Source organism: Arthrobacter sp. LT660 (assembly GCF_056172845.1).
The window spans coordinates 2,436,799-2,457,191 of the sequence record NZ_CM149651.1 but is presented as its reverse complement, the minus strand read 5'-3'; the positions used below and the strand labels follow the sequence as shown (position 1 = coordinate 2,457,191).

Below are 20,393 nucleotides of genomic sequence, written 5' to 3'. Positions count from 1 at the left end.
CTGGCAACGGGTGGGAGCAGGCGGTAGCGTCTCCGGCGTGGCCAGGGCCACCCAGTTTCATTCCGGATCTAGCCAAAGGAGACGTCGTGAGCACGAGGATTGAGAAGCAGATCATGGTGAACATGCCCGTGAGCGCGGTTTACAACCAGTGGACCCAGTTCGAGGACTTTCCCCAATTCATGGGCGCGATCAAGCAAGTGACGCAACTCGGCGACGACCGCCTGGAGTGGATCGCGGAGATCGGCGGGGTCCGCCGGCAGTGGGAAGCCCGGATCGTGGAGCAGGTCCCCGACCAAAAAGTCGCGTGGGCCGCGACGGAAGGCGCCACCAACGCGGGGGTGGTGACGTTCGAGGACGTCGGCGGCGGGCAGACGTCCGTGCGGCTTTCCCTCGAATACGATCCCGAAGGCCTGGTCGAGAAGATCGGGGACAAGCTCAATGTCGTCGAGAAGCAGGCGGAGGGGGACCTCGTCCGCTTCAAGGAGTTCATCGAGTCCGAGGGCTACGCGAGCGGCGCGTGGCGCGGAACCATCAACGAGGGAGCCGGCGCCACCCCCGGGGTGCAGGACGCCGCCGCGTCGCGCGGCGACAGCGGCAAGGCCGGCGTGTCCGGAACCGCCGCGGCGGTCGGGCTCGGGGTCGCAGCGGCCGCAGGTGCCGCCGCAGCGGCATCGGGCAAGAAGTCGGGCGCGGACCAAAGCACGACGCCGGCCACGGTTCCGCCAGTGACGCCGGTCGTCGCCCCGGACCCGGTCGTCGTGGAGGAAACGGACCCCGCCGCGGGCATCACCGTGGTCGGACCGGGCGAGGACGCAAAACTGCCTCCCACCACGGACCCCCGGGGCACGACGCCGCGGTAGTCGGGACGTTGCGTCGGCGGCGCCGATACCGGACACGATTTCCGGTATCGGCGCCCGGCCCTTCCGCCTACTTCAGCTTCCGAAGCGCTTCTTCCTTGTGGGCGGCGACGTGGCTGGTTTTATCGCTTTCGATCTCGTACTGCGGGTCATCGGGGCTTGCGTGCCGTTGATGTCCCTTGTACTGAAAGTCCTTGACGTGGATCTTGGTGATCGTGCCCGAAACCCGTCCCGCCTCCGAATTCCAGCTCACGTGGTCCCCTACCTTGAATTTGCTGCTCATCAGGCTTCCTCCTCGCCGACAGGATAGGTGACGACGCCGTCGCGGCCCACCGTTGGCGTCGCTCCCGATTGTCCGAACTCGTGTTCGCGCGGCCGGCCGTTGACGGTCAGGTGCACCACCCGCCACCCACGGGCGGCCAGTACGTTGGAGATGAGCAACCTGTGGCACCGCCACGGCATCGGTTCGCCGCACATCACGACGACGTTCCGGTTTTCGGCCAGACGGGTGAGCCGCTCGAGTCCCTGCTCGAACTCCGGCGTGAGCGTGTAGTCCGCGTAGTTCTTGAAGCTCGCGTTGTGCCAGCCGCCGTTGACGACCGGGTCGATCCCGCGTTGGCGCGGACGCCGGCCCCCGAGCTCGGTCAGGTGCAGGTATTCGACCCCGGACGCCGCCAACCATGAAGACATCTCCCCGGCGTCGAACTGCGGGCTCCGACGCGAGCCCGGCATCTTGCGCACATCCGCCAACAGCGTGATTTCGGCGGCCGCAAGCGTGCTGGCCACGGCCTCCTGCGGGCAGGTCCAATGCCCGATCGTCCACATGGTCCCCGGCCACTTCGACGTCATCGTCCTGAGTGCCTTTCGCGCGTCGCAGTCTTACACAGGGTGCCCGACGCCGGGTGTGCTTGTCGCCATCTGGGCTCCCCCTGTTTCCGACCGATATCGCCTCCACAGGAGGCACGACGTCCGCGTCATCCACAAATGGGGGCCAGCATTCCCGGAGAGGTTACAGGCTTGCCATGCTCACTGGCAACGGCGACGACCAGCCGCCGGCGAAGGGAGCGGAAACATGGGTGAGCTGGACATCAACAACCTGGAGGGCGAACTGCGGTCCCTGTCCGCGGAACTCACCAGTCCACGAGCGCGGGAGTGCCTACTGTGCTACCTGTACAGGATGCTCGATTTCGGATGCCGGGGACACGCGTTCACGGAAAGGTACCGTGACGAGGCGGCTCCCCGGTCGACGGCCCTGCTGCGACGGTTGGCCCGAATGGGCGCCTGCTGCTGCGAGTGCGAGGTCTTCCTCAATGCGTTCCAACCGAACCCGAGACACGTTTCGGTCGACGAGAACGGCGATTTCGTCATGAACCCGGTGCCGGAATGCCACGGTGTTAGGCGTGGCTCCACCCAGCCGTGCTGCCTCTGGGTACGCATTCGGCGCGGGCGATGGCGGTGAAACGGCGGTGGGCTACACCTTGTGCAGGGCGTCCCGGATTCGGTGCAGGCATTTCGCCACCGACCCTTGGACCTGAAAGTTGTCTGACCCGGCCGCCGGCTCGGACACTAGCCATTCCTCGAGTTCGACGAACGGCTCTTGCCCCGTCTCCGGGGCGTCGTCCGGCGTCTCGCCGTCCGCCGCCGTGCGCGCCGACGCGTCGCGGAGGCACCGGGCCACCAGCCTGCGGAAGGATTCGGGCAAGTCTCCGTCCAGGCCCTCGCCGACAAGCGGACCGACGAGGAGCTCCGTGAGGTCGTGCACCTGGAAGGAGATGCTGTCCAAGGCGTTCATGGTGACGTAGTCGTCGCTCTGGTCGATGCCGAGTAGCTTGGCCCGCGGATTCCCCCGGGCGCTCTCGCCGCCAAGGTCCAGTCCCGCCCGAACACGTCGCGAGTCGTCGAGCAGGGCCTGTGCCCTTTGGCGCCACACGTCCCCATCGGGCGGCCATCGGTCGCCGACGTCGTCGGCGATGGCGTCCAGGTCGCGTGCCAGCCGTTGCCGGAACTGCTCCAGATCCAACGTTGCCGTCGCCGTGCGGAGTGGCGGAAACACGACGAAGTTCACCGTTATCCCCACCAGTATCCCGAGCCCCATCTGGACGAGGTATCCAAAAGAGTAGCCGTCGGCGTCGCCGCCACCGAGCACCAGCACAAACAGGGCGGAGATGGGAAGGTAGTCGCGACCGGCACCCACGCGGGGAAGCCCGCCGAGCAAGACCCCGACGCCCGTGACCAACATGATTCCGGCCAGCGGGGGCACGGAAAGCAGGACGAACGCCCCCGCCAGAAGGATTCCCAATACGATGCCCAGCAGGGTCTCGAGACCAACCCGGAACGAATGCACGAAGGTCGGGTGCATGGTGATGACCGCGCCGAGGGGGGCGTAGTACGGGAACTCCGCGGCCACGCCCGGCATGAACGGCGCCAGAACCCAAGCGGTGCCCGCGGCCAGGGCCACCTTCCCGGCCAGCAGGGTGCGTTCGCCCATTGCGTGGCGCATGCGTTCGGAGATCTTCATTCGGCCTACTGTGTCACCGGCGTCCCGCGCAGACAACTCCTGGGATGCGCTACTTCAGGTGGTCGACCAGGTCCGGCGCGATGCCGTGGTACGTGGCGGGGGTCAACCGCAGCAGGCGCTCGCGCGCGCCATCGGAGAGCCCGAGTCCCCCGACGAACTCCTTCATCCGCGCGGCGTCGACCCGGTGCCCTCGCGTAAGGTCCTTGAGCCGCTCGTACGGGTTCTCCATGCCCTCGACGCCTGCGACGGCCTCGGCGCGCATGACCATCTGGATGGCCTCGCCGAGCACCTCCCAGTTCTGGTCGAGGTCCTCGGCGAGCACCTGCGAGGCGACGTCCAGGCGGTCCAGTCCCTTGGCGACGTTGGAGATCGCCAGCAGTGAGTGGCCGAACGCGGTGCCGATGTTGCGCTGCGAGGAGGAGTCGGTGAGGTCGCGCTGCCACCGGCTGGTCACCAGCGTCGCGCCCAGCGTGTCCAGCAGGCCGTTGGAGATCTCGAGGTTGGCCTCGGCGTTCTCGAAGCGGATCGGGTTGATCTTGTGCGGCATCGTCGAGGAACCGGTGGCACCGGCCACCGGGATCTGCGCGAAGTAGCCGATCGAGATGTAGCTCCACACGTCCGTGCAGAAGTTGTGGAGGATGCGGTTGAACCGGGCGACGTCGGCATACAGTTCGGCCTGCCAGTCGTGCGACTCGATCTGCGTCGTCAGCGGGTTCCAGGAAAGCCCGAGCCCCTCGACGAACGTGCGGGCGACCTCCTGCCAGTCCGCCGACGGCACCGACGCATAGTGCGCGGCGTACGTGCCCGTGGCGCCGTTGATCTTGCCCAGGAACTCCGTTCGGGCGATGCGGTCCAGCTGGCGGCCCAGACGCCACGCGACGACGGCGAGCTCTTTGCCGAGGGTCGTCGGCGTGGCCGGCTGTCCGTGGGTGCGGGACAACATCGGGATCTCGCGGGTGGACCCGGCCATCGCCGCGATCTGTTCCACGAGCGTGCGCGCGGCCGGCAGCCAGACGTCCTCGACGGCGCCCTGGACGCCGACGGCGTAGGAGAGGTTGTTGATGTCCTCGGAGGTGCATCCGAAGTGCACCAGCGGGGTCAGGTGCTCGAGCCCGAGGCCTCCGAGTCGACGCCCGATGTAGTATTCCACGGCCTTGACGTCGTGGACGGTGACGGCCTCGATCTCCGCGAGTTCGGCGACGGATGCGGCGTCGAACTCGGTGGCGATCCGGCGCAGTCCCTCGACCTGTTCGGTGGTCAGCGGCTCCGTGCCGGGCAGCACGGACTGGCCGGTCAGGTGGATGAACCACTCGACCTCCACATGCACCCGGTCCCGGTTCAGGGCCGCCTCGGACAGGTAGTCGACCAACGGTGCGACGGCGGCGCGGTAGCGCCCGTCGAGGGCGCCAAGGGCGAGGGGTTCGGAAGCGAGGGAAGTGCGCGCGGAATCAGCCATGCGGCCATTCTTCCACGATCCGCGGCGTCGTCGAGAGTCGGTGTCATGCCCTCCACACGACCGCCCCGGATGGCGCGATCCACATTTCGGGTGGTCGCCGAGTGCGGCGGTCCGTGGCCTTCTAGCGTGGGATGACCGGTTCGAACGGCCGACGGAGGGGCGGGCAAGGGCAATGGGCGGGGAATGGAACGACATGGTCTGGGAGGACATGGAGCGGCGCGCCCTGCAGGCGGACGAGTACGTTGCCGCCGCCCGGCGGAGCCTCGGGGAGCTGCACGGGCTGGACTGGGTCTCCCCGGCGGGCGTGGCATTCCACCGGCAGCTGGCCCTGCTGCAAGCGGAGCTGCTGCTCCTGTCCGGCAGCGTGGACGGGGCCCGGCATGACGTTCAACAGGCGCGGGTCTTGGCGGCTGCCCTCCGGAGCCTGCGCAATCTGGCGTTGACGGCGGCGGCCGAACAGGTGGTCGAATCGGCCACCAGGCCGTTGTTGCCGGGCATGGGGTTGCCGGAATGGGGAGGGGCAGGACCCCGATGAGTGCCCGAAGCAGCGGCGGAGTCGCCAGCGCGGACTTCAGCCTGGCGGAGCTCGAGCGCGCGCGGACGTTTCTGGGCCGCACGGCGTCGGACTTGGGCGAGGCCGCGGGCTGCCTCGACGGTTCGCTCCTGTCCCTGGCGATGCTGGCGGCTTCGGAGGACGCCGCCTTGGCGGCGACGGCGGAATGGCAGCTCCGGCGGGCATCGCTGCTGGTCCGCGGCGCCCAGGCGCAGGCCGGCATCCTGGGCGAGGCCGTCGAGCGGAGCCGCGTGGTCTACGAGGAGACCGAACAGCGGGTGCGCCGCCTGGTCAACGAGGCCCGCGCCGCCCTGCTCCCGCTGATCCTGGCGCACGACCTGCAGACCAACGGATTCCGGCCCAGGACCGTGACGACCGAGGACCTCATCAACCAGTCGCCGGCGCTCGTCGGCACGATCCTGCCGATTCTGTTCCCCGCCTCGTATCCCGTCGCTGCGCAGTTCGGCAAGCTGCGCGACCGGGCGCACGGGGGGTTGTTCGAGACCACCGTGGCGGAGCGGCTCTACCCGCGGATCGCGGGTGTGGCCACGGACCTGGAGTGGGTGAGCGTCGCGCCGTTGGAGATCCGCGGACATTCCTCGCGCTCGGGCGTGCCGTTCCGGGGCGGCATGGACGACTTGCTGGCCCTCCAGGCGGATGCCGAACCCGGGCGTTCCGGTCATGGCGCGATGCTGGTGACCACCGTCGCCACCGATCGGGGTACGGTGCACGTGCTGACGCTGCCGGGAACACAGTCGGAGTCCGGCGCGGAGGGAACCAACCCGTGGGACGGGGGTGGCGTGGTGGAGGGCATGGGACTCGGGAGCCAGCACGTGGCCGCCGGGGCGTTGGAGGCGCTGGAACTTGTCGGAGCGGAACCGGGGGATCGGCTGGTCCTCACGGGCTACAGCCAAGGCGGCATCCACGCCGCGAACCTCGCGGTCGATCCGCGCGTTTCCGCCGCCTACGACGTCGAATACGTTGTCACCGCCGGATCGCCTGTGGGCGGGACCCCGCTGCCTTCGCAGGTGCGCGGCCTGCAGCTCGAGCACGTGGACGACCCGGTGCCGGGGACGGACGGAGCCACGAATCCCAACGGGCGCAACCAGGTCACCGTGTACTTCGACGGTTACGCTCCGGAGACGGACAGGGCGGCGGGCGGCTTCGGCGCGGCACACGGGCTGGGCAACTACGCCCAACAAACACGTGCGCTGGCGGACTCGGAGGACCCTGCGGTGGTGGAGGCGCGGGCGGCCCTCGGAACGGTGTTCGCCGGAGCGGCGGTGGCCACCGTGCACACCGTTCGCCTCGGGCGCGCCCCGGTCGGTGGAGTCCCCAGCGGCGGCGCCCCCGGCCGGCGCCGAGCCACTAGTCGCGGCCAGGGACCACCCAGCCGATGACCGCGGAGACGACGCTGATGATGATCGATCCCAGGATGGCGTCCCAGAAGAAGCTCGCCACGTTGAAGCCGATCGGGGTGAAATCGGCGATCCACGAGGTCAGCATCAGCATGCCCGCGTTGATGACGATCGCGAACAGCCCCAGCGTCAGGCACGTGATCGGCAGGGACAGGAAGCCGATGATCGGCCGCACCACCGCGTTCACGAGTCCGAAGATCAACCCGACGAAGAGGTACGCGAGGATGATCCCGGCCGTGTCGTTTCCCGTGGCTTCGGCGGTGGCTTCGGACCCGATGGTGATGCCGGGCAGGAGCCACGCTGCCGCGGCCAGAGCGAGGGCGTTGACGATGACGCGGACTATGAAGCTGAACATGCGCCCATCCTGACACACCGCGGGCGCGACCGTCAGGCCGGTGGCCGCGCCCGCGCGGCAAATCTCTCGAGACGGCGCATCGCACGCGATGAGACTGCCCAATACGCGATGCCTCCGACCAGCGACGCCGCGACGGCCAACGCCGCACCATGGTGCACGAGCGGCGGATAGATCAGCCAGTGCGCCAGATAGGCGTAGACGGACGCCATCGCAAGCACGCCGATCGGTCGGTGGAGGAGTGCGGGCAAATGGAAGACGGGGACCCAGACCATGACCAGGATTCCGGCGAGGATCACGGCGTTCCGGGAGGGGTCGTCCGCGAAGAAGTTGGGTGTGCTGGCCGCGGCGATGGCCGTGAGCAGGAGCCGGTGCCGCAAGGTCCGGGCCCGGGCCGCAGCCCAACCCAAAGCGAAGAGCCACAGCACCGGCATGGTGTGCGGGGCGGGGACGTCCAGGATGCCGAATCGCGGGACCAGCCCGATGGCCAGGAGCCCCACCGGAACCGCGAACGGGAACCGCCGCTCCGTCCGATCGACCCACGGCACCGCGAGCAGCGCCGCCATGCACACGAGGATGTACACCAGGAGCTCGATGAACCAGAAGTTCCAGGTGTTGCCTATCGATGTGGGCCCGAGGAACGCGTTGAGCAGCGCCACATTGTACCACTCGTATTTGTCCGGGGAGACGAGCACCGCAACACCGATGAACGCGACACTCGGGACGACGATCCGTGCCAGGCTGACCAGTTGCCGGCGCAGTCGCGGCAGCCGGCCGCCGGCCAGGTGGAACCTCGCGAAATTGAACCCGCACAGGGCCATCAGCACGTGTGCTGTGCCCTGGAAATCCAAGAGGCCGACGTGCGAGGAAACGATGGCCACAATGGCGACCGCCCGAAGCGCAATCCCGGATTCCAGGGGAGCCATCCGCAGCGCCCGGGCGGCCGCGGAACCGATGTCGCTGTTCCGGTGGCGCCCGGGCACCGGCGGGGTCGACAGCGGTACCAAGCGCGAGACGGGAGTGACGTGCCAATCCGCGGGTAGGTGTCCCAGCAACTGCTCGAGGCGGATGGACGCGGCGACGTAGGAAAGCGAGTCGCCCCCGAGTGAGACGAACGAGTCGCCGTCCTTGACAGAGTGTGGATCGACGTCGAGCGTGTCGGCGAAGACGGACCGGACGTCCTCGGGGCCGGATGCGACGGCAGCGGTGCCCGCTGGGCCGAGCACCGCCGGGCCTCCGCCTCGGGAGCCGAATCCGGCGTCGGACGGGCCCGCCGACCACGGGCGGGCGGATACCGGCGCGTCCAGTGCCCGCACCGCCGGGTAGTCGATCTTGCCGTTCGCCAGCCGGGGGAGATCAACGACCGGATGCACGGCGACCGAACGGCGGGGCAACCCCAGCCGCCCGGCGAGGTCCTTGGCGAGCAGGCCGCCGTCATGCTCCCCGGCGGCGGCCACGACCAGCCGTTCGTCCGCGCCGGTGGCGGCGGCGTCCACGCCCAGATCCGCCAGGAGTGCCTCGACCCGGCCCAAGTCCACCCGCAGCCCGACGATCTTGACGAAACGGCTCCGCCGCCCGACGATCCGGTACAGGCCGTCGTCGCCCAGGCGCGCCAGGTCTCCGGTCCGCAGCTCGTCGACGACCCGGCCGAGGGCGAGGTCCGCAGGGGATTCGGCGTAGCCGAGCATCGTGTTGGGGCCGCTGTAGACCAGCTCGCCGTCCTCCAGCCCGTCCACCGGATCGATCCGGAAGGTCCCTCCCGGCACCGGCACGCCGATGGCGTCGGGGTGCTCGGCGGCCAGCTGCGGCGGCAGGTACGCCATGCGCGCCGTCGCCTCCGTCTGCCCGTACATGACGAAAAGTTCCCAGCCGCCGGCTGCGCCCAGGCGCGCGTACCGGCGCACCACCTCCGGCGCTAGCCGCCCCCCGGCCTGGGTGACACAGCGCAGCGATGGCAGGTCCATGGCCCCGAATCCGACGCGCTCCAGCAGCTCGAACGTGTACGGCACGGCGGCGAAGGACGTGGCGCCCGCGGCCCGGAACGCCTCCCAGAAGCACGGGTCCACGACGGACAGTTCGGTGAGCACGAGCGACGCGCCACGAAGGAGGTGGCTATTGACCACCGAGAGACCGTAGCAGTAGGACAGCGGCAGCGTGGTGGCGGCGCGGTCGCCGGGGCCGATGCGCAGGTATTCGGCGATGGATTCCGCGTTGGCCTGCACGTTCGCGGCGGAGAGGCGCACCAGCTTCGGTGAGCCCGTCGAACCGGACGTGCTCATGAGCAAGGCGAGCTCCGGGTGCCGGTCGTGTGCCGACCCGGGGTGCCGTTCCTCGATCAGAGTGGCTTCCCCGCCGCCGCGCAGGACCACGTCCGGGGCGTAGGCCGCGACCAGCGCCTCGAGGGTCTCGGGCTTGTCCGCGGGGACGACGGCGAGCGGGTGTCCCGTGGCGAGGCACGCCAGATACGCGACTAGCGAGCCCAGCGTGTTGTCCGCCGCGAGCACCGCGAGCCGCGGCTCCGGACCCAGGCGCGCGGCCACGTCGTCGACCTGTCGGGCGAGCTCCGTGTAGTCCACCGTACGGTCCGGGAGCACGACGGCGGCGCGCGCGCCGAAGTGCGCCAGGCGCTGCGCGAAGGGGACTCCGCGGAGCGTGGTGGGCGGCGGCTCGGTGGGGCCCGGGGACGCGGCGGTGGCCAAGGGTGCGACGGTTGCCGACGCGGGGCGGGTGAGGGCGGACGTGCTCATGGACGGACTTTCCGGAAGGGGATCCGGCGGAGGGGCGCATGGAAGTGACGTCGGGCGCGCCGCCGGGTGACGTATCCAAGGATACGAGCTTAGGGACACCTGAAAGAACAACGCAAAGGCAATGTGTCGTAATTTGTCGCCTCATCTGGCCGCGGCGACGGCCACCCTCGCGAGCATCTCCTCGATCCGGTCCCGGCAGCCGCCGCATCCCGTCCCCGCCCGGCAGGCCCTACCCACGGCGTCGACCGAGTCGTTGCCGGAGTCCACGGCGGCCGTGACCTCCCCGTGGGTCGCCCCGCTGCAGCGGCAGAGCACGTCGTGCTCCCCGACCGGAGGTGCCGCGGCGGGCAGTGCGGCGTCGTCGAGGCGGAAGAGCGTGGTGCGGTCCGCCGGGAGCTCGCTTCCGCGCTCGTACAGCAGCACCAGCTCCGCAGCCGTCCGGGGCATCCCGACCGCCAAAAACCCCGTCAGGACGCCGCCCACCGTGACCATCTTGCAGTAGCGGCGCTCTTCCGGGTCCGACCAGACGCTGACGCGCTCGGGCCCGCCGTCCCACGGCCCCACGGCGACGCCACCGGCCGCGGCGAGGTCCACCCCGCGGGCCTTGAGCAGGATGACGCCGGGACGCTCGGCGGGGACGCCCGGACGCTTTGCCGGGACGGAACCGGAGGGGCGCAGCGGATTCTCGGCAAGGTACCCCGCCAGCCAGGACGCCTGCGTCCACCCCGGGCCGATCAGGCCGCTCGGCGGACGCCCCTCCACGGAGGCGCAGTCGCCGATCGCGAAGACCCGGTCCTCCGTGTCCGCCCGCAGATGCCCGTCGACCCGGATGCCACGCTCGACCACCAGGCCGCATCCCTCGGCCAGTCCGGCCCGCGGGCGAACTCCGGCGGAAACTACCAGCAGGTCGCCCGGCACCACGGAACCGTCGTCGAGTTCCAGCCCGGCGAAGTGTCCGGCTTCCAGCCGCACGCCGACCGCCTTCGCCCGGGGGATCACGTCGACGCCGGCGGCTCCCAACGCGGCCGCGAGGACCCGGCCACCGTCGTGGTCCACGGAACGGGCCAACGGAACGTCGCCGTGGTGCACCAGGGTGGCCGAGGCGCCGGCCTCCCGGATCGCCAGCGCCGCCTCCACGCCCAGGATGCCGCCGCCGAGCACCACCACGCGGCCGGCTGCCCGGACGACCGTCAGCAGGGCGGCGGCGTCGTCGAGCCCGCGTAGCGCGATGACGCCGTCCGGAAGCGACGCCTCGCCGCGCGGGGAGAAATCCAGCCCGCGCAGGACGGGGATGGTGGGACGGGCTCCCGTGGCGAAAACCAGCCGGTCGTAGGGGACCGGCGGACCGTCGGACACCGTCACCGTGCGGCGGGCCCGGTCCACGCGCAGCGCGGTGGTTCCCAGTCGCACACCGACCCCGGAGGCCTCGAGTTCCGCCGCGTCGGCGAGGGAGACGGCCTCCGGCGTGGTGCGTCCCGTTCCGACGTCGGCCACCAGGACGCGGTTGTACGCGGCGTGGCGTTCCGCGCCGAGGACGGTGACGGCGATTTCGCCGCCGGCGACCCGCGGCAGGAGCTCCTCGACCAACCGCGCGGCCACCGGTCCGAACCCGATGACGACGAGGCGTTCCGGAAATCCGGTTGCCGAGGAACCGGCCACGGTTCCGGTGTTTTTCGGGGCGCTCATCGGGCACCCGCCAGGATGGCCTGCGGTTCCACCGCGGTCCGGAGGCCCCGCACCACCACCGACGTGTTCTTGAACGCCGGCATCGAACTGATGGGATCGGTTAGGCCCGGGGTGAGCAGGTTCGCGCTACCGTCACCGCCGAAGTGGAAGGGCAGGAACACGCAGTCCGGGCGCACGTCCGCGGTCAGGCTCGCGCGGGCCACGGCCCGGCCGCGATCGTTGCTGATCGAGACGGCGTCGCCGTCGGCCACGCCGAGGGCCAGCGCGGTGGACGGGTGGAGTTCGGCGCGCGGCTCCGGTTGCGCGGCCGCCAGCTCGGGCACCCGCCGCGTCTGCGCGCCCGACTGGTAGTGCTCCAGCAGCCGGCCGGTCAGCAGCGTCAGGGAACCGGGTTCGTTGAGCGTCTCGGCCGGGGCGGAGAGCCGAACCGGGACGAGCCGGGCGCGCCCGTCCGGGTGGGCGAAGCGGTCCAGGAACAGTCGCGGCGTGCCGCATAGGCGCGGCCCGTCGGCGGCATTCGTCCCGCAGGCTCCGACGGCGTTGCCGGTCCCGTCGGCGTCCGCGGTGCCGTCCGGGCACGGCCAGTACACCGCCGCGCCGGCATCGAGTTCCTCGTAGCTGATGCCCGAGTAGTCGGCCAGTCCGCCGCGGGAGGCCTCGCGCAGTTCGGCGAACACCTCGCGCGGGTCGGCCGGGAAGCGGCCGGGCGCATCGAGCCGCCGGGCCAACTCGGACAGGATCCACAACTCGGAACGCGCCTGACCCGGTGGCTCGGTGGCACGGCGGCGTCGCAGCACCCGCCCCTCCAGGTTGGTCATGGTGCCCTCCTCCTCGGCCCACTGCAGGACCGGCAGCACGACGTCGGCCTCTGCCGCGGTCTCCGAGAGGAAGAAGTCGGACACCACCAGGAAGTCCAGCCGCCGCAGGCCGGCGATGACGCGACCGGAGTCGGGCGCCGACACCGCGACGTTGGCGCCGTGGACCATCAGCATCCGCGGCCCGCCGGGCAGGCCCAGGCTGTGCAGGAGTTCGGTGGCGGGAACGCCGGGGCCGGGGATCAGCGATTCGTCCACGCCCCAGGCCGCGGCGACGTGCGCGCGGTGCGCGGGGTCGGTGATCTTGCGGTAGCCGGGCAGCTGGTCCGACTTCTGCCCGTGCTCCCGCCCGCCCTGCCCGTTGCCCTGGCCCGTCAGCGTGCCGTAGCCGCCCGCCGTCGTGCCGGGAAGCCCCAGCAGTAGCGCCAGGTTGATGGCCGCCGTCGTGGTGTCCGTGCCGTTGGCGTGCTGTTCCACGCCGCGGCCGGTGAGGATGTACACGCCGGGACCGCCGGAGCGCGCGGTTTCGGCCGCGGCGGCGAGGCGGTGCGCGGCCTCCCGGACCATGCCGGCGGGGATCCCGGTGCTGGCCTGGACGCGCTCGGGCCACCAGGGGGCCACGGAACGCACGATCGCGTCGCGCCCCCCCGTGCGATCGGCGAGGTATGCCTCGTCGGCCAGGCCCTCCATGAGCACCACGTGGGCGAGGCCGAGCAGCAGCTGCAGGTCCGTTCCGGGGGTGGGCTTCAGGTGCAATCCCGCGCCGTCTTCCGTCAGTTTCGCGGTGGCGGAGCGGCGCGGATCGACGACGATCAGCCCGCCGGCGTCGCGCGCGCCCTGCAGGTGGCGGACAAACGGCGGCATGGTCTCGGCGACGTTGGAGCCCAAGAGCAGGATGGCGTCGGCGCGGCCGAGGTCGGTCAGCGGGAAAGGCAGGCCGCGGTCCAGGCCGAACGCCCGGTTGCCGGCGGCGGCCGCGGAGGACATGCAGAACCGCCCGTTGTAGTCGATCATCGCGGTCCCTAGGGCCAGCCGGGCGAACTTGCCCAGCTGGTAGGCCTTCTCGTTGGTCAGCCCGCCGGCGCCGAACACGGCCACCGCGTCCGCGCCGTGGTCCCGGCGGATGCCGCGCGCCCGGTCGGCGACGGCGTCCAGCGCGTCGTCCCACGTGGCGGGGCGCAGCTCGCCGTCGTCACCGCGCAGCAAGGGTTGCGTGATGCGTTCCGGCGAGCCCAGCAGCTGGGCCGCGGACCACCCCTTGCGGCAGAGCGCGCCGCCATTGGTGGGGAAGTCCCGTGCCCGGATCTCGGGGACGCCGCCGTCGACCGGAGTCACTGTCATGGCGCACTGCAGGGCACAATACGGGCAATGCGTCGGGGTGGGTGCGGAGGCCGGCACGCTACACCCCCTGCCGTGCGAAAGCCGTGCCCGGACGCAGGTAGCAGAACCAGGTGACCGCCAGCATCAGAACGTAGGCGGCGATGAACCCGACGAAGGCCGCCGTGTAGGCGCCGGTGGCCCCGGCGGAGGCGCCGAGGGCCTGCGGGATGAGGAAACCGCCGTACGCGCCGATCGCGGAGACCAGCCCCAGGGCGGCGGACGCCTGCCGCTCCGGCGAGACCGAGAGCGCTTCCGGGGTGGACGGGGCCTTGCCGACCGAGCGCAGCGCGAAAACCGTGGGGATCATCCGGTAGGTGGATCCGTTGCCGATCCCGCTGGCGGTGAAGAGCAGGATGAACAGCCCCAGGAACAGCCAGAAGTTGCCCACGGGAAGCGTCAGCGTGACGGCCAGGGTGATGGCCGCCATGACGGCGAACGCGGTGACCGTGATGCGCGCCCCGCCGATCCGGTCCGCGAGCCGGCCCCCGAGGGGCCTGGCGAGCGAACCGACCAGCGGGCCCAGGAAGGCGAGCGACAAAGAGGCGCCGACGACGGCGAAGGTGGAGAACTCCGGGAACGTGTCCTTGATGAGCTTCGGGAAGACCGCGGAGAATCCGATGAACGAGCCGAACGTCCCGATGTAGAGGAAGGCGATGATCCACAGGTGCGGTTCCTTGAGCGCCGCGAGGGACCCGGCGACGTCCCCCTTGGCGTGGCTGAGGTTGTGCATGTGGCGGCGCGCGCCCCACGCGGCGAAGAGGATGAACGGGATCCAGAAGAGCCCGGCCATCGGCAGGTTCAACGCGCCGGCGGCGAACGCCGTCACGGCCAGCGGGACGATCAACTGCGCGACGGCGGCGCCCAGGTTCCCGCCCGCGGCGTTCAGTCCCAGCGCCCAGCCCTTTTCCCGAGCCGGATAGAAGTAGGTGATGTTCGCCATCGAGCTGGCGAAGTTGCCGCCGCCGAAGCCGGCCAGGCCGGCGAGGGTGAGCATCATCCAGAACGGCGTGGTCGGATCCGAGACCGCCCAGGCCAGCCCCCCTGCCGGAATGAGCAGCAGAAGCGCCGAGACCACCGTCCAGTTCCGGCCGCCGAACCGGGCGACCATGAAGGTGTAGGGGATTCGCAGGGTCGCTCCGACCAGGCTCGGCATGGAGATGAGCCAGAAGATCTGTCCGGTGGTCAGCTCGAAGCCCGCCGCCGGAAGGTAGATGGCCACGATCGACCAGAGCTGCCACACCACGAAGCCCAGGAACTCGCAGAAGATCGACCACTTGAGGTTCACGCGCGCCGTGTCGCGGCCGATCCCCTCCCAGAAGTGCGAGTCCTCGGCGTTCCAGTTGTCGATCCACCGGCCGGGGCGCATGGCCAGGACGGGGGGCTGTGCCCGGGTGCGGGCTGTGAGTTGCTCGGCGGGACCCATTCGGAACCTCCACTTGGTCTGGATTCGTTTGGCCCCAGCCTGCCAACGCCGCGTTTCGGGCAGGCCCGGCCCGTGTTGCGTTTGGCGAAATGGTTTCTCACCGCCGTTCTGCGCTCCCGTGAGGAAGGCCGTGCGGCGTTAGGCTGGGGCCATGACTTCAGAGAATTCCGTCGCGCCCAACGAGGTGCAGCCCCGCCCCGTGCTCGAGGTGTTGCCCAAGTACGCCGCCGGCAAGCCGCCAGCGGCCGTCGAGGGGCTGTCCGCGTACAAGCTTTCCTCGAATGAAAACCCCATGCCCCCGGTGCCGGCCGTCCTGGCCGCCATCAAGGACGGCGTCGACTACAACCGCTACCCCGATCCCGTGGCAACGAAGCTGCGCGACGCCCTGGCGGGTTTCCTCGACGTCCCGGCCGAGGACGTCGTCACCGGTGCCGGCAGCCTCGGCGCCCTCACCCAGATCCTGCTGACCTTCGCGGGCCAGAACGACGACGGCGTCGCGGACGAGGTCGTCTACGCCTGGCGCTCCTTCGAGGCCTATCCCATCTGCGTCGGCGCCACCGGCGCGGATTCCGTCAAGGTCCCGCTGCTCGCCGACGGGCGCCACGACCTGGACGCCATGGCCGCGGCCGTCAACGACCGCACGTCGGTGGTGCTCCTGTGCACCCCGAACAACCCGACCGGTCCCATCCTGACGACGGCGGAGGTGGAGGGCTTCCTCGCGGCGGTCCCCCGCAACGTCCTGGTGGTCATCGACGAGGCGTACAACGAGTTCGTCCGCGCCGAAGACGCCGTCAACGGGATCGACGTCTACCGCCGGCACCCGAACGTCGTCGTCCTGCGCACCTTCTCCAAGGCGCATGGGCTGGCGAACCTGCGCGTCGGTTATTCGGTGTCCCGCCCGGAGATCACGCGGCACCTGCGGGTGATGGCGACGCCGTTCGCCGTCTCGTCGCTCGCGGAGAAGGCAGCCGTCGCGTCGGTCGAGAATTTCGGCGATGTTGTCGAAAGGGTACAAAGCCTGGTCGACGAGCGGGAACGAGTCGTGCGCGGACTGCGCGAGCTGCAGTGGGACGTTCCGGACGCCCAGGGCAATTTCGTTTGGCTGAACCTGGGCGCCGATACGGAGGAGTTTGCCCGGCTTGCCGCGGAACGCGCGCTGTCGGTGCGCGCGTTCGGCAGCGAGGGCGTGCGGGTCAGCATCGGCGAGCCGGAGGCCAACACCCGTTTCCTCGAGCTTTGTAGCAACTATCCAAACCGGCCGACCCTTTCCTAGTTGGTAACAGAACGGGGGACGGTCCCGGACGGCCAGTAGGCTGGAGGAAACGGTTCCGTCATATGCCTGGTCGGGAATGCATTCCCGACCAGGCATATTTCAAGCGAAGGGCAGCGGCGCATGACGTCCACAGGGCAGGAAACCACCGAGTCGGCCACCGGCGAGGCCGGCATGGTCCAACTGCTGGGCCCGGACGGTTCGGTCGGCTTCGACGCGGACTATTCGCCCTACGTTGCGGACGTGGACGCCGAGACGCTGCGGAGTTTCTACCGCGACATGGCGCTGACCCGCCGGTTCGACGAGGAGGCCACGGCGCTCCAGCGGCAGGGACAGCTGGCGTTGTGGGTCCCGCTCCGCGGCCAGGAGGCCGCGCAGATCGGCTCCGGCCGGGCGACGCGCCCCAACGACTACATCTTCCCCACGTACCGCGAGCACGGGGTCGCCCTCACCCGCGACGTCGACTTCCCGCAGATGCTGCGGATCTTCCGCGGGATCTCCAACGGCGGCTGGGACCCGCGGGAAAACAACTTCCACATGTACACGATGGTGCTCGCCGCCCAGGCGCCGCATGCCACGGGCTACGCCATGGGCGTCAAACGCGACCAGGCCGGCTGGGACAGCGACCGCCTGGAGAAGGAGGGCACCGCCGTCGTGGCCTATTTCGGGGACGGCGCGTCCTCCGAGGGCGACGTCCACGAGTCCATGGTGTTCGCGGCCAGCTACAAGGCCCCGGTGGTGTTCTTCTGCCAGAACAACCAGTGGGCCATCTCCGTCCCGTTCAGCGTCCAGTCGCAGGTCCCGCTGGCGCAGCGCGCCCACGGCTACGGCTTCCCAGGGGTCCGGGTGGACGGCAACGACGTCCTCGCGGTGCTCGCCGTGACGCGCTGGGCGCTGGAGCGCGCCCGCCGGGGAGGGGGACCGGTCCTGATCGAGGCCCACACCTACCGCATGAGCGCGCACACGACGGCGGACGATCCCACCAAGTACCGACTGAGCGCGGACGAGGAGCCGTGGATCGCCAAGGATCCGCTGACCCGGCTCGAGAAGCACCTGCGCGCCGAGGGACAGGCCGACGACGCGTTCTTCGCGCGGGTCTCCGCCGACGGCGATTCCATGGCCGCCCGCGTGCGCCGCGAGGCCCTCGCCTTCGAGGCGCCGCCACTCGAGAAGTCCTTCCGCAACGTCTACGCCGAGGCCCATCCGCTGATCCAGGAGGAGCTGCGCTGGCACCTCGACTACGAGGCCGGCTTCACCGACGCCTCCACGAAGGAGTCCGGCCGATGACCTCCATGACCATCGCGAAGGCGATCACCGCCGGCCTGCGCCGCGTGCTCGAGGACAACCCGAAGTCCCTGCTGATCGGGGAGGACATCGGGCGGCTCGGCGGCGTCTACCGCGTGACGGAGGGGCTGCTGGCGGACTTCGGCGAGGACCGCGTCGTCGATTCCCCGCTGGCCGAGTCCGGGATCGTCGGCACCAGCATCGGGCTCGCCCTGCGCGGCTACGCGCCGATCGCCGAGATCCAGTTCGACGGCTTCGTCTTCCCCGCGTTCAACCAGATCACCACCCAGCTTGCCAAGATGCGCGCCCGGTCCGAGGGCCGGCTGGGCGCCCCGGTGGTCATCCGCATCCCGTATGGCGGCGGCATCGGCTCGATCGAACACCATTCGGAGTCGCCGGAGGCGCTGTTCGCGCACACCGCCGGCCTGCGCATCGTCAGCCCGTCCAACGCGAACGACGCGTATTGGATGATCCAGCAGGCCGCGGCCTGCGAGGACCCGGTCATCTTCTTCGAGCCGAAGCGCCGCTACTGGCTCAAGGGCGAGGTGGACACCGAGAACCCCGCACCCGACGCGTTTTCCGCCCAGGTGGTCCGCGAGGGCACCGACGCCACGATCGTCACCTACGGGCCGCTGGTCCCGGTCGCCCTCGCCGCGGCGGAGGCCGCCGCCGAGGACGGCCGCGAGGTGGAGGTCATCGACCTGCGCTCGATCAGCCCGATCGACTTCGACACGGTGATCGCGTCCGTCGAGAAGACCGGCCGCCTGATCGTCACGCACGAGGCACCGACGTTCGGCGGCATCGGCGGCGAGGTCGCGGCCCGCGTCTCGGAGCGGGCCTTCCTGTCCATGGAGGCCCCGGCGATCCGCGTCGGCGGCTTCCACATGCCCTACCCGGTCTCGAAGGTCGAGGAGCAGTACCTCCCCGACATCGACAAGCTGCTCGAGGCGCTGGACCGCTCCTTCAGCTTCTGACCGTTCCGCCGTCCGCCCACAGACCGTCGCCAGCGAACCACCCAGGAGACACCATGAGCACCTTCACCCTCCCCGACGTCGGCGAAGGCCTGACCGAGGCCGACGTCGTCTCCTGGAAGGTCAAGCCGGGGGACACCGTCGCCGTCAACCAGGTGTTCGTCGAGATCGAGACCGCGAAGTCGCTGGTCGAGCTCCCCAGCCCGTACGCCGGCGTCGTCACCGCGCTGCACGCGGCCGAGGGGGAGACGCTCGCCGTCGGCGCGCCGCTCTTCTCCGTCGACGAGGAGGCCGACGGGTCCGCGGGTCCCGACCTGCCCATCGAGGTGGCCGATCCGGACGCCCCGAAGGAGGGCGTGGCCGGGGAAGGCCAGTCGGAGGAGGACAAGTCGGCCGCGCCCGGGCCGCTGGTCGGCTCCGGCCCCAAGGCCGATCCCGTACGACGCCGGCCGCGCCAGCGCCCGGGCGCCGTCAGCGACGCCGGCGGTGCCTCGGGGACGACGCCGGCCCCGTCGGGCGCCCCGGCAAGCCTCCCATCCGGCGCGGCTCCGGCAAGGGGCCCCGTGGCGAACGCCGCCCCCGGCGCCGCCTCCCGCTCTTGGACCGCGGCTTCTGCCGCCGCGGCCGCCGCGTCCGCCGGGCCGATGGCCGCCGAGTTCCTGGGCCGCGTGCTCGCCAAACCGCCCGTCCGCAAGATCGCCAAGCAGCTGGGCATCGACCTCTCCAAGGTCCCGGGAACGGGCGGCCGGGGGGAGGTCACCCGCGAGGACCTGATGTCCTACCAGGCCCAGCGCGAGGCCGAGCAGGCGGCGGCGCCGTCGTTCTGGGCGGCGAAGGAGGCCCCGCTGGACAGTAGGATCGAGCGCGTCCCGGTCAAGGGGGTGCGCAAGGCGACCGCCAAGGCGATGGTCGAGTCCGCGTTCACCGCTCCCCACGTGAGCATCTTCGTCGACGTCGACGCGTCGCGGACCATGGAATTCGTGCAGCGGCTCAAGAAGAGCCGGGACTTCGAGGGCATCCGGGTATCCCCGCTGCTGATCCTCGCCAAGGCCGTGGTGTGGGCCGCGGCGCGCAACCCGAGCGTCAACGCGAGCTGGGTGGACACGGACCAGGGCGCCGAGATCCGGGTGAAGCACTTCATGAACCTGGGCATCGCCGCAGCCACGCCGCGCGGGCTGCTGGTGCCCAACATCAAGGACGCGCAGGACATGAACCTGCGCGAACTCGCGGTCAACCTCAACGAGCTCGCCACCACGGCGCGCGAGGGCCGCACCCGCCCGGACGCGATGCGCGACGGGACCCTGACCATCACCAACATCGGCGCGCTGGGGATCGACATCGGCACGCCCATCATCAACCCGGGCGAGGTCGCGATCGTCGCGTTCGGGACCATCAAGCTCAAGCCGTGGGTGGTGTCCGGGGAGGTGGTTCCGCGCTGGATCACGACCCTCGGCGGCAGCTTCGACCACCGCGTGGTGGACGGGGACCTGTCCGCGCGCTTCATGGCGGATGTCGCCGCGATCATGGAGGAGCCCGCGCTACTGCTGGACTAGGCATTGATATGGATTGCCTCTCAGTAAGGGCCCAATGAGTATTTCCCTCGCCTAGTCCGCGCGCCTACTCTGTTGCGTGGGGCACACGGCCCCGTGGACCCGAGGAGCGC

At 70.4% G+C, this 20,393-nt stretch carries 17 protein-coding genes; 8 read left to right on the top strand and 9 right to left on the bottom strand.

What is annotated here, in order from left to right; all coding sequences use genetic code 11:
• Positions 1-86 precede the first annotated feature (86 nt).
• On the top strand, positions 87-860 hold the full coding sequence (locus AC0QSG_RS11350; RefSeq protein WP_475375462.1) for an SRPBCC family protein: 774 nt from the start codon (positions 87-89) through the stop codon (positions 858-860).
• Positions 861-927: 67 nt separating this feature from the next.
• Here the strand turns inward: AC0QSG_RS11350 and AC0QSG_RS11345 are convergent, their stop codons facing one another.
• Positions 928-1,140, bottom strand: coding sequence for a hypervirulence associated TUDOR domain-containing protein (locus AC0QSG_RS11345; RefSeq protein ID WP_435727827.1), 213 nt, complete (start codon positions 1,138-1,140; stop codon positions 928-930).
• Complete coding sequence (locus AC0QSG_RS11340; protein WP_475375461.1) at positions 1,140-1,706, bottom strand: DUF488 domain-containing protein; 567 nt, start codon at positions 1,704-1,706, stop codon at positions 1,140-1,142. Before AC0QSG_RS11340 ends, AC0QSG_RS11345 begins: the two co-directional genes overlap by 1 nt.
• On the opposite strand from AC0QSG_RS11340, the gene AC0QSG_RS11335 reads away from it, so the two are divergent.
• A complete protein-coding gene (locus AC0QSG_RS11335; RefSeq protein WP_475375460.1) occupies positions 1,681-2,316 on the top strand; it encodes a DUF2695 domain-containing protein in 636 nt (211 codons plus the stop codon). The genes AC0QSG_RS11340 and AC0QSG_RS11335 overlap by 26 nt on opposite strands.
• A gap of 12 nt (positions 2,317-2,328) precedes the next feature.
• Here AC0QSG_RS11335 and AC0QSG_RS11330 read toward each other — a convergent pair whose 3' ends face one another.
• Positions 2,329-3,375 (bottom strand): FUSC family protein, encoded by a 1,047-nt coding sequence (locus tag AC0QSG_RS11330; RefSeq protein WP_475375459.1) that lies wholly within the window; start codon positions 3,373-3,375, stop codon positions 2,329-2,331.
• A 49-nt stretch (positions 3,376-3,424) separates the two neighbouring features.
• On the bottom strand, positions 3,425-4,831 hold the full coding sequence (gene purB, locus AC0QSG_RS11325) for an adenylosuccinate lyase (protein WP_475375458.1): 1,407 nt from the start codon (positions 4,829-4,831) through the stop codon (positions 3,425-3,427).
• Positions 4,832-5,003: 172 nt separating this feature from the next.
• Here purB and AC0QSG_RS11320 point away from each other — a divergent pair, with 172 nt between their 5' ends.
• The gene (locus AC0QSG_RS11320; protein ID WP_475375457.1) at positions 5,004-5,366 is read left to right on the top strand and encodes a hypothetical protein; all 363 of its coding nucleotides are present in this window, start codon (positions 5,004-5,006) and stop codon (positions 5,364-5,366) included.
• Positions 5,363-6,784: a hypothetical protein gene (locus AC0QSG_RS11315; RefSeq protein ID WP_475375456.1), complete on the top strand. Its 1,422-nt coding sequence runs from the start codon at positions 5,363-5,365 to the stop codon at positions 6,782-6,784. Before AC0QSG_RS11320 ends, AC0QSG_RS11315 begins: the two co-directional genes overlap by 4 nt.
• On the opposite strand, the gene AC0QSG_RS11310 is transcribed toward AC0QSG_RS11315, so the two are convergent.
• From AC0QSG_RS11310 to AC0QSG_RS11290, 5 genes are all read right to left on the bottom strand, one after another.
• The gene (locus AC0QSG_RS11310) at positions 6,753-7,157 is read right to left on the bottom strand and encodes a phage holin family protein (RefSeq protein ID WP_475375455.1); all 405 of its coding nucleotides are present in this window, start codon (positions 7,155-7,157) and stop codon (positions 6,753-6,755) included. The two genes, AC0QSG_RS11315 and AC0QSG_RS11310, sit on opposite strands and share 32 nt — an antisense overlap.
• A 32-nt stretch (positions 7,158-7,189) precedes the next feature.
• On the bottom strand, positions 7,190-9,901 hold the full coding sequence (locus AC0QSG_RS11305; protein WP_475375454.1) for an AMP-binding protein: 2,712 nt from the start codon (positions 9,899-9,901) through the stop codon (positions 7,190-7,192).
• 141 nt (positions 9,902-10,042) lie between these two features.
• Positions 10,043-11,587, bottom strand: a complete 1,545-nt coding sequence (locus AC0QSG_RS11300) for an FAD-dependent oxidoreductase (protein WP_475375453.1) — start codon at positions 11,585-11,587, stop codon at positions 10,043-10,045.
• Positions 11,584-13,743, bottom strand: a complete 2,160-nt coding sequence (locus AC0QSG_RS11295) for a molybdopterin oxidoreductase family protein (protein ID WP_475375452.1) — start codon at positions 13,741-13,743, stop codon at positions 11,584-11,586. Before AC0QSG_RS11295 ends, AC0QSG_RS11300 begins: the two co-directional genes overlap by 4 nt.
• A gap of 58 nt (positions 13,744-13,801) precedes the next feature.
• Positions 13,802-15,205, bottom strand: coding sequence for an MFS transporter (locus AC0QSG_RS11290; protein WP_475375451.1), 1,404 nt, complete (start codon positions 15,203-15,205; stop codon positions 13,802-13,804).
• Positions 15,206-15,356: 151 nt separating this feature from the next.
• On the opposite strand from AC0QSG_RS11290, the gene AC0QSG_RS11285 reads away from it, so the two are divergent.
• The 4 genes from AC0QSG_RS11285 to AC0QSG_RS11270 all read left to right on the top strand — a co-directional run bounded on the left by AC0QSG_RS11285 (position 15,357) and on the right by AC0QSG_RS11270 (position 20,283).
• Positions 15,357-16,478 (top strand): histidinol-phosphate transaminase, encoded by a 1,122-nt coding sequence (locus AC0QSG_RS11285; RefSeq protein ID WP_475375450.1) that lies wholly within the window; start codon positions 15,357-15,359, stop codon positions 16,476-16,478.
• A gap of 120 nt (positions 16,479-16,598) precedes the next feature.
• Positions 16,599-17,762 (top strand): pyruvate dehydrogenase (acetyl-transferring) E1 component subunit alpha, encoded by a 1,164-nt coding sequence (gene pdhA / locus AC0QSG_RS11280; RefSeq protein WP_475375449.1) that lies wholly within the window; start codon positions 16,599-16,601, stop codon positions 17,760-17,762.
• Positions 17,759-18,733, top strand: coding sequence for an alpha-ketoacid dehydrogenase subunit beta (locus AC0QSG_RS11275; protein ID WP_475375448.1), 975 nt, complete (start codon positions 17,759-17,761; stop codon positions 18,731-18,733). Before pdhA ends, AC0QSG_RS11275 begins: the two co-directional genes overlap by 4 nt.
• Positions 18,734-18,786: 53 nt before the next feature.
• On the top strand, positions 18,787-20,283 hold the full coding sequence (locus AC0QSG_RS11270; protein ID WP_475375447.1) for a dihydrolipoamide acetyltransferase family protein: 1,497 nt from the start codon (positions 18,787-18,789) through the stop codon (positions 20,281-20,283).
• The last annotated feature ends 110 nt before the right edge of the window (positions 20,284-20,393 follow it).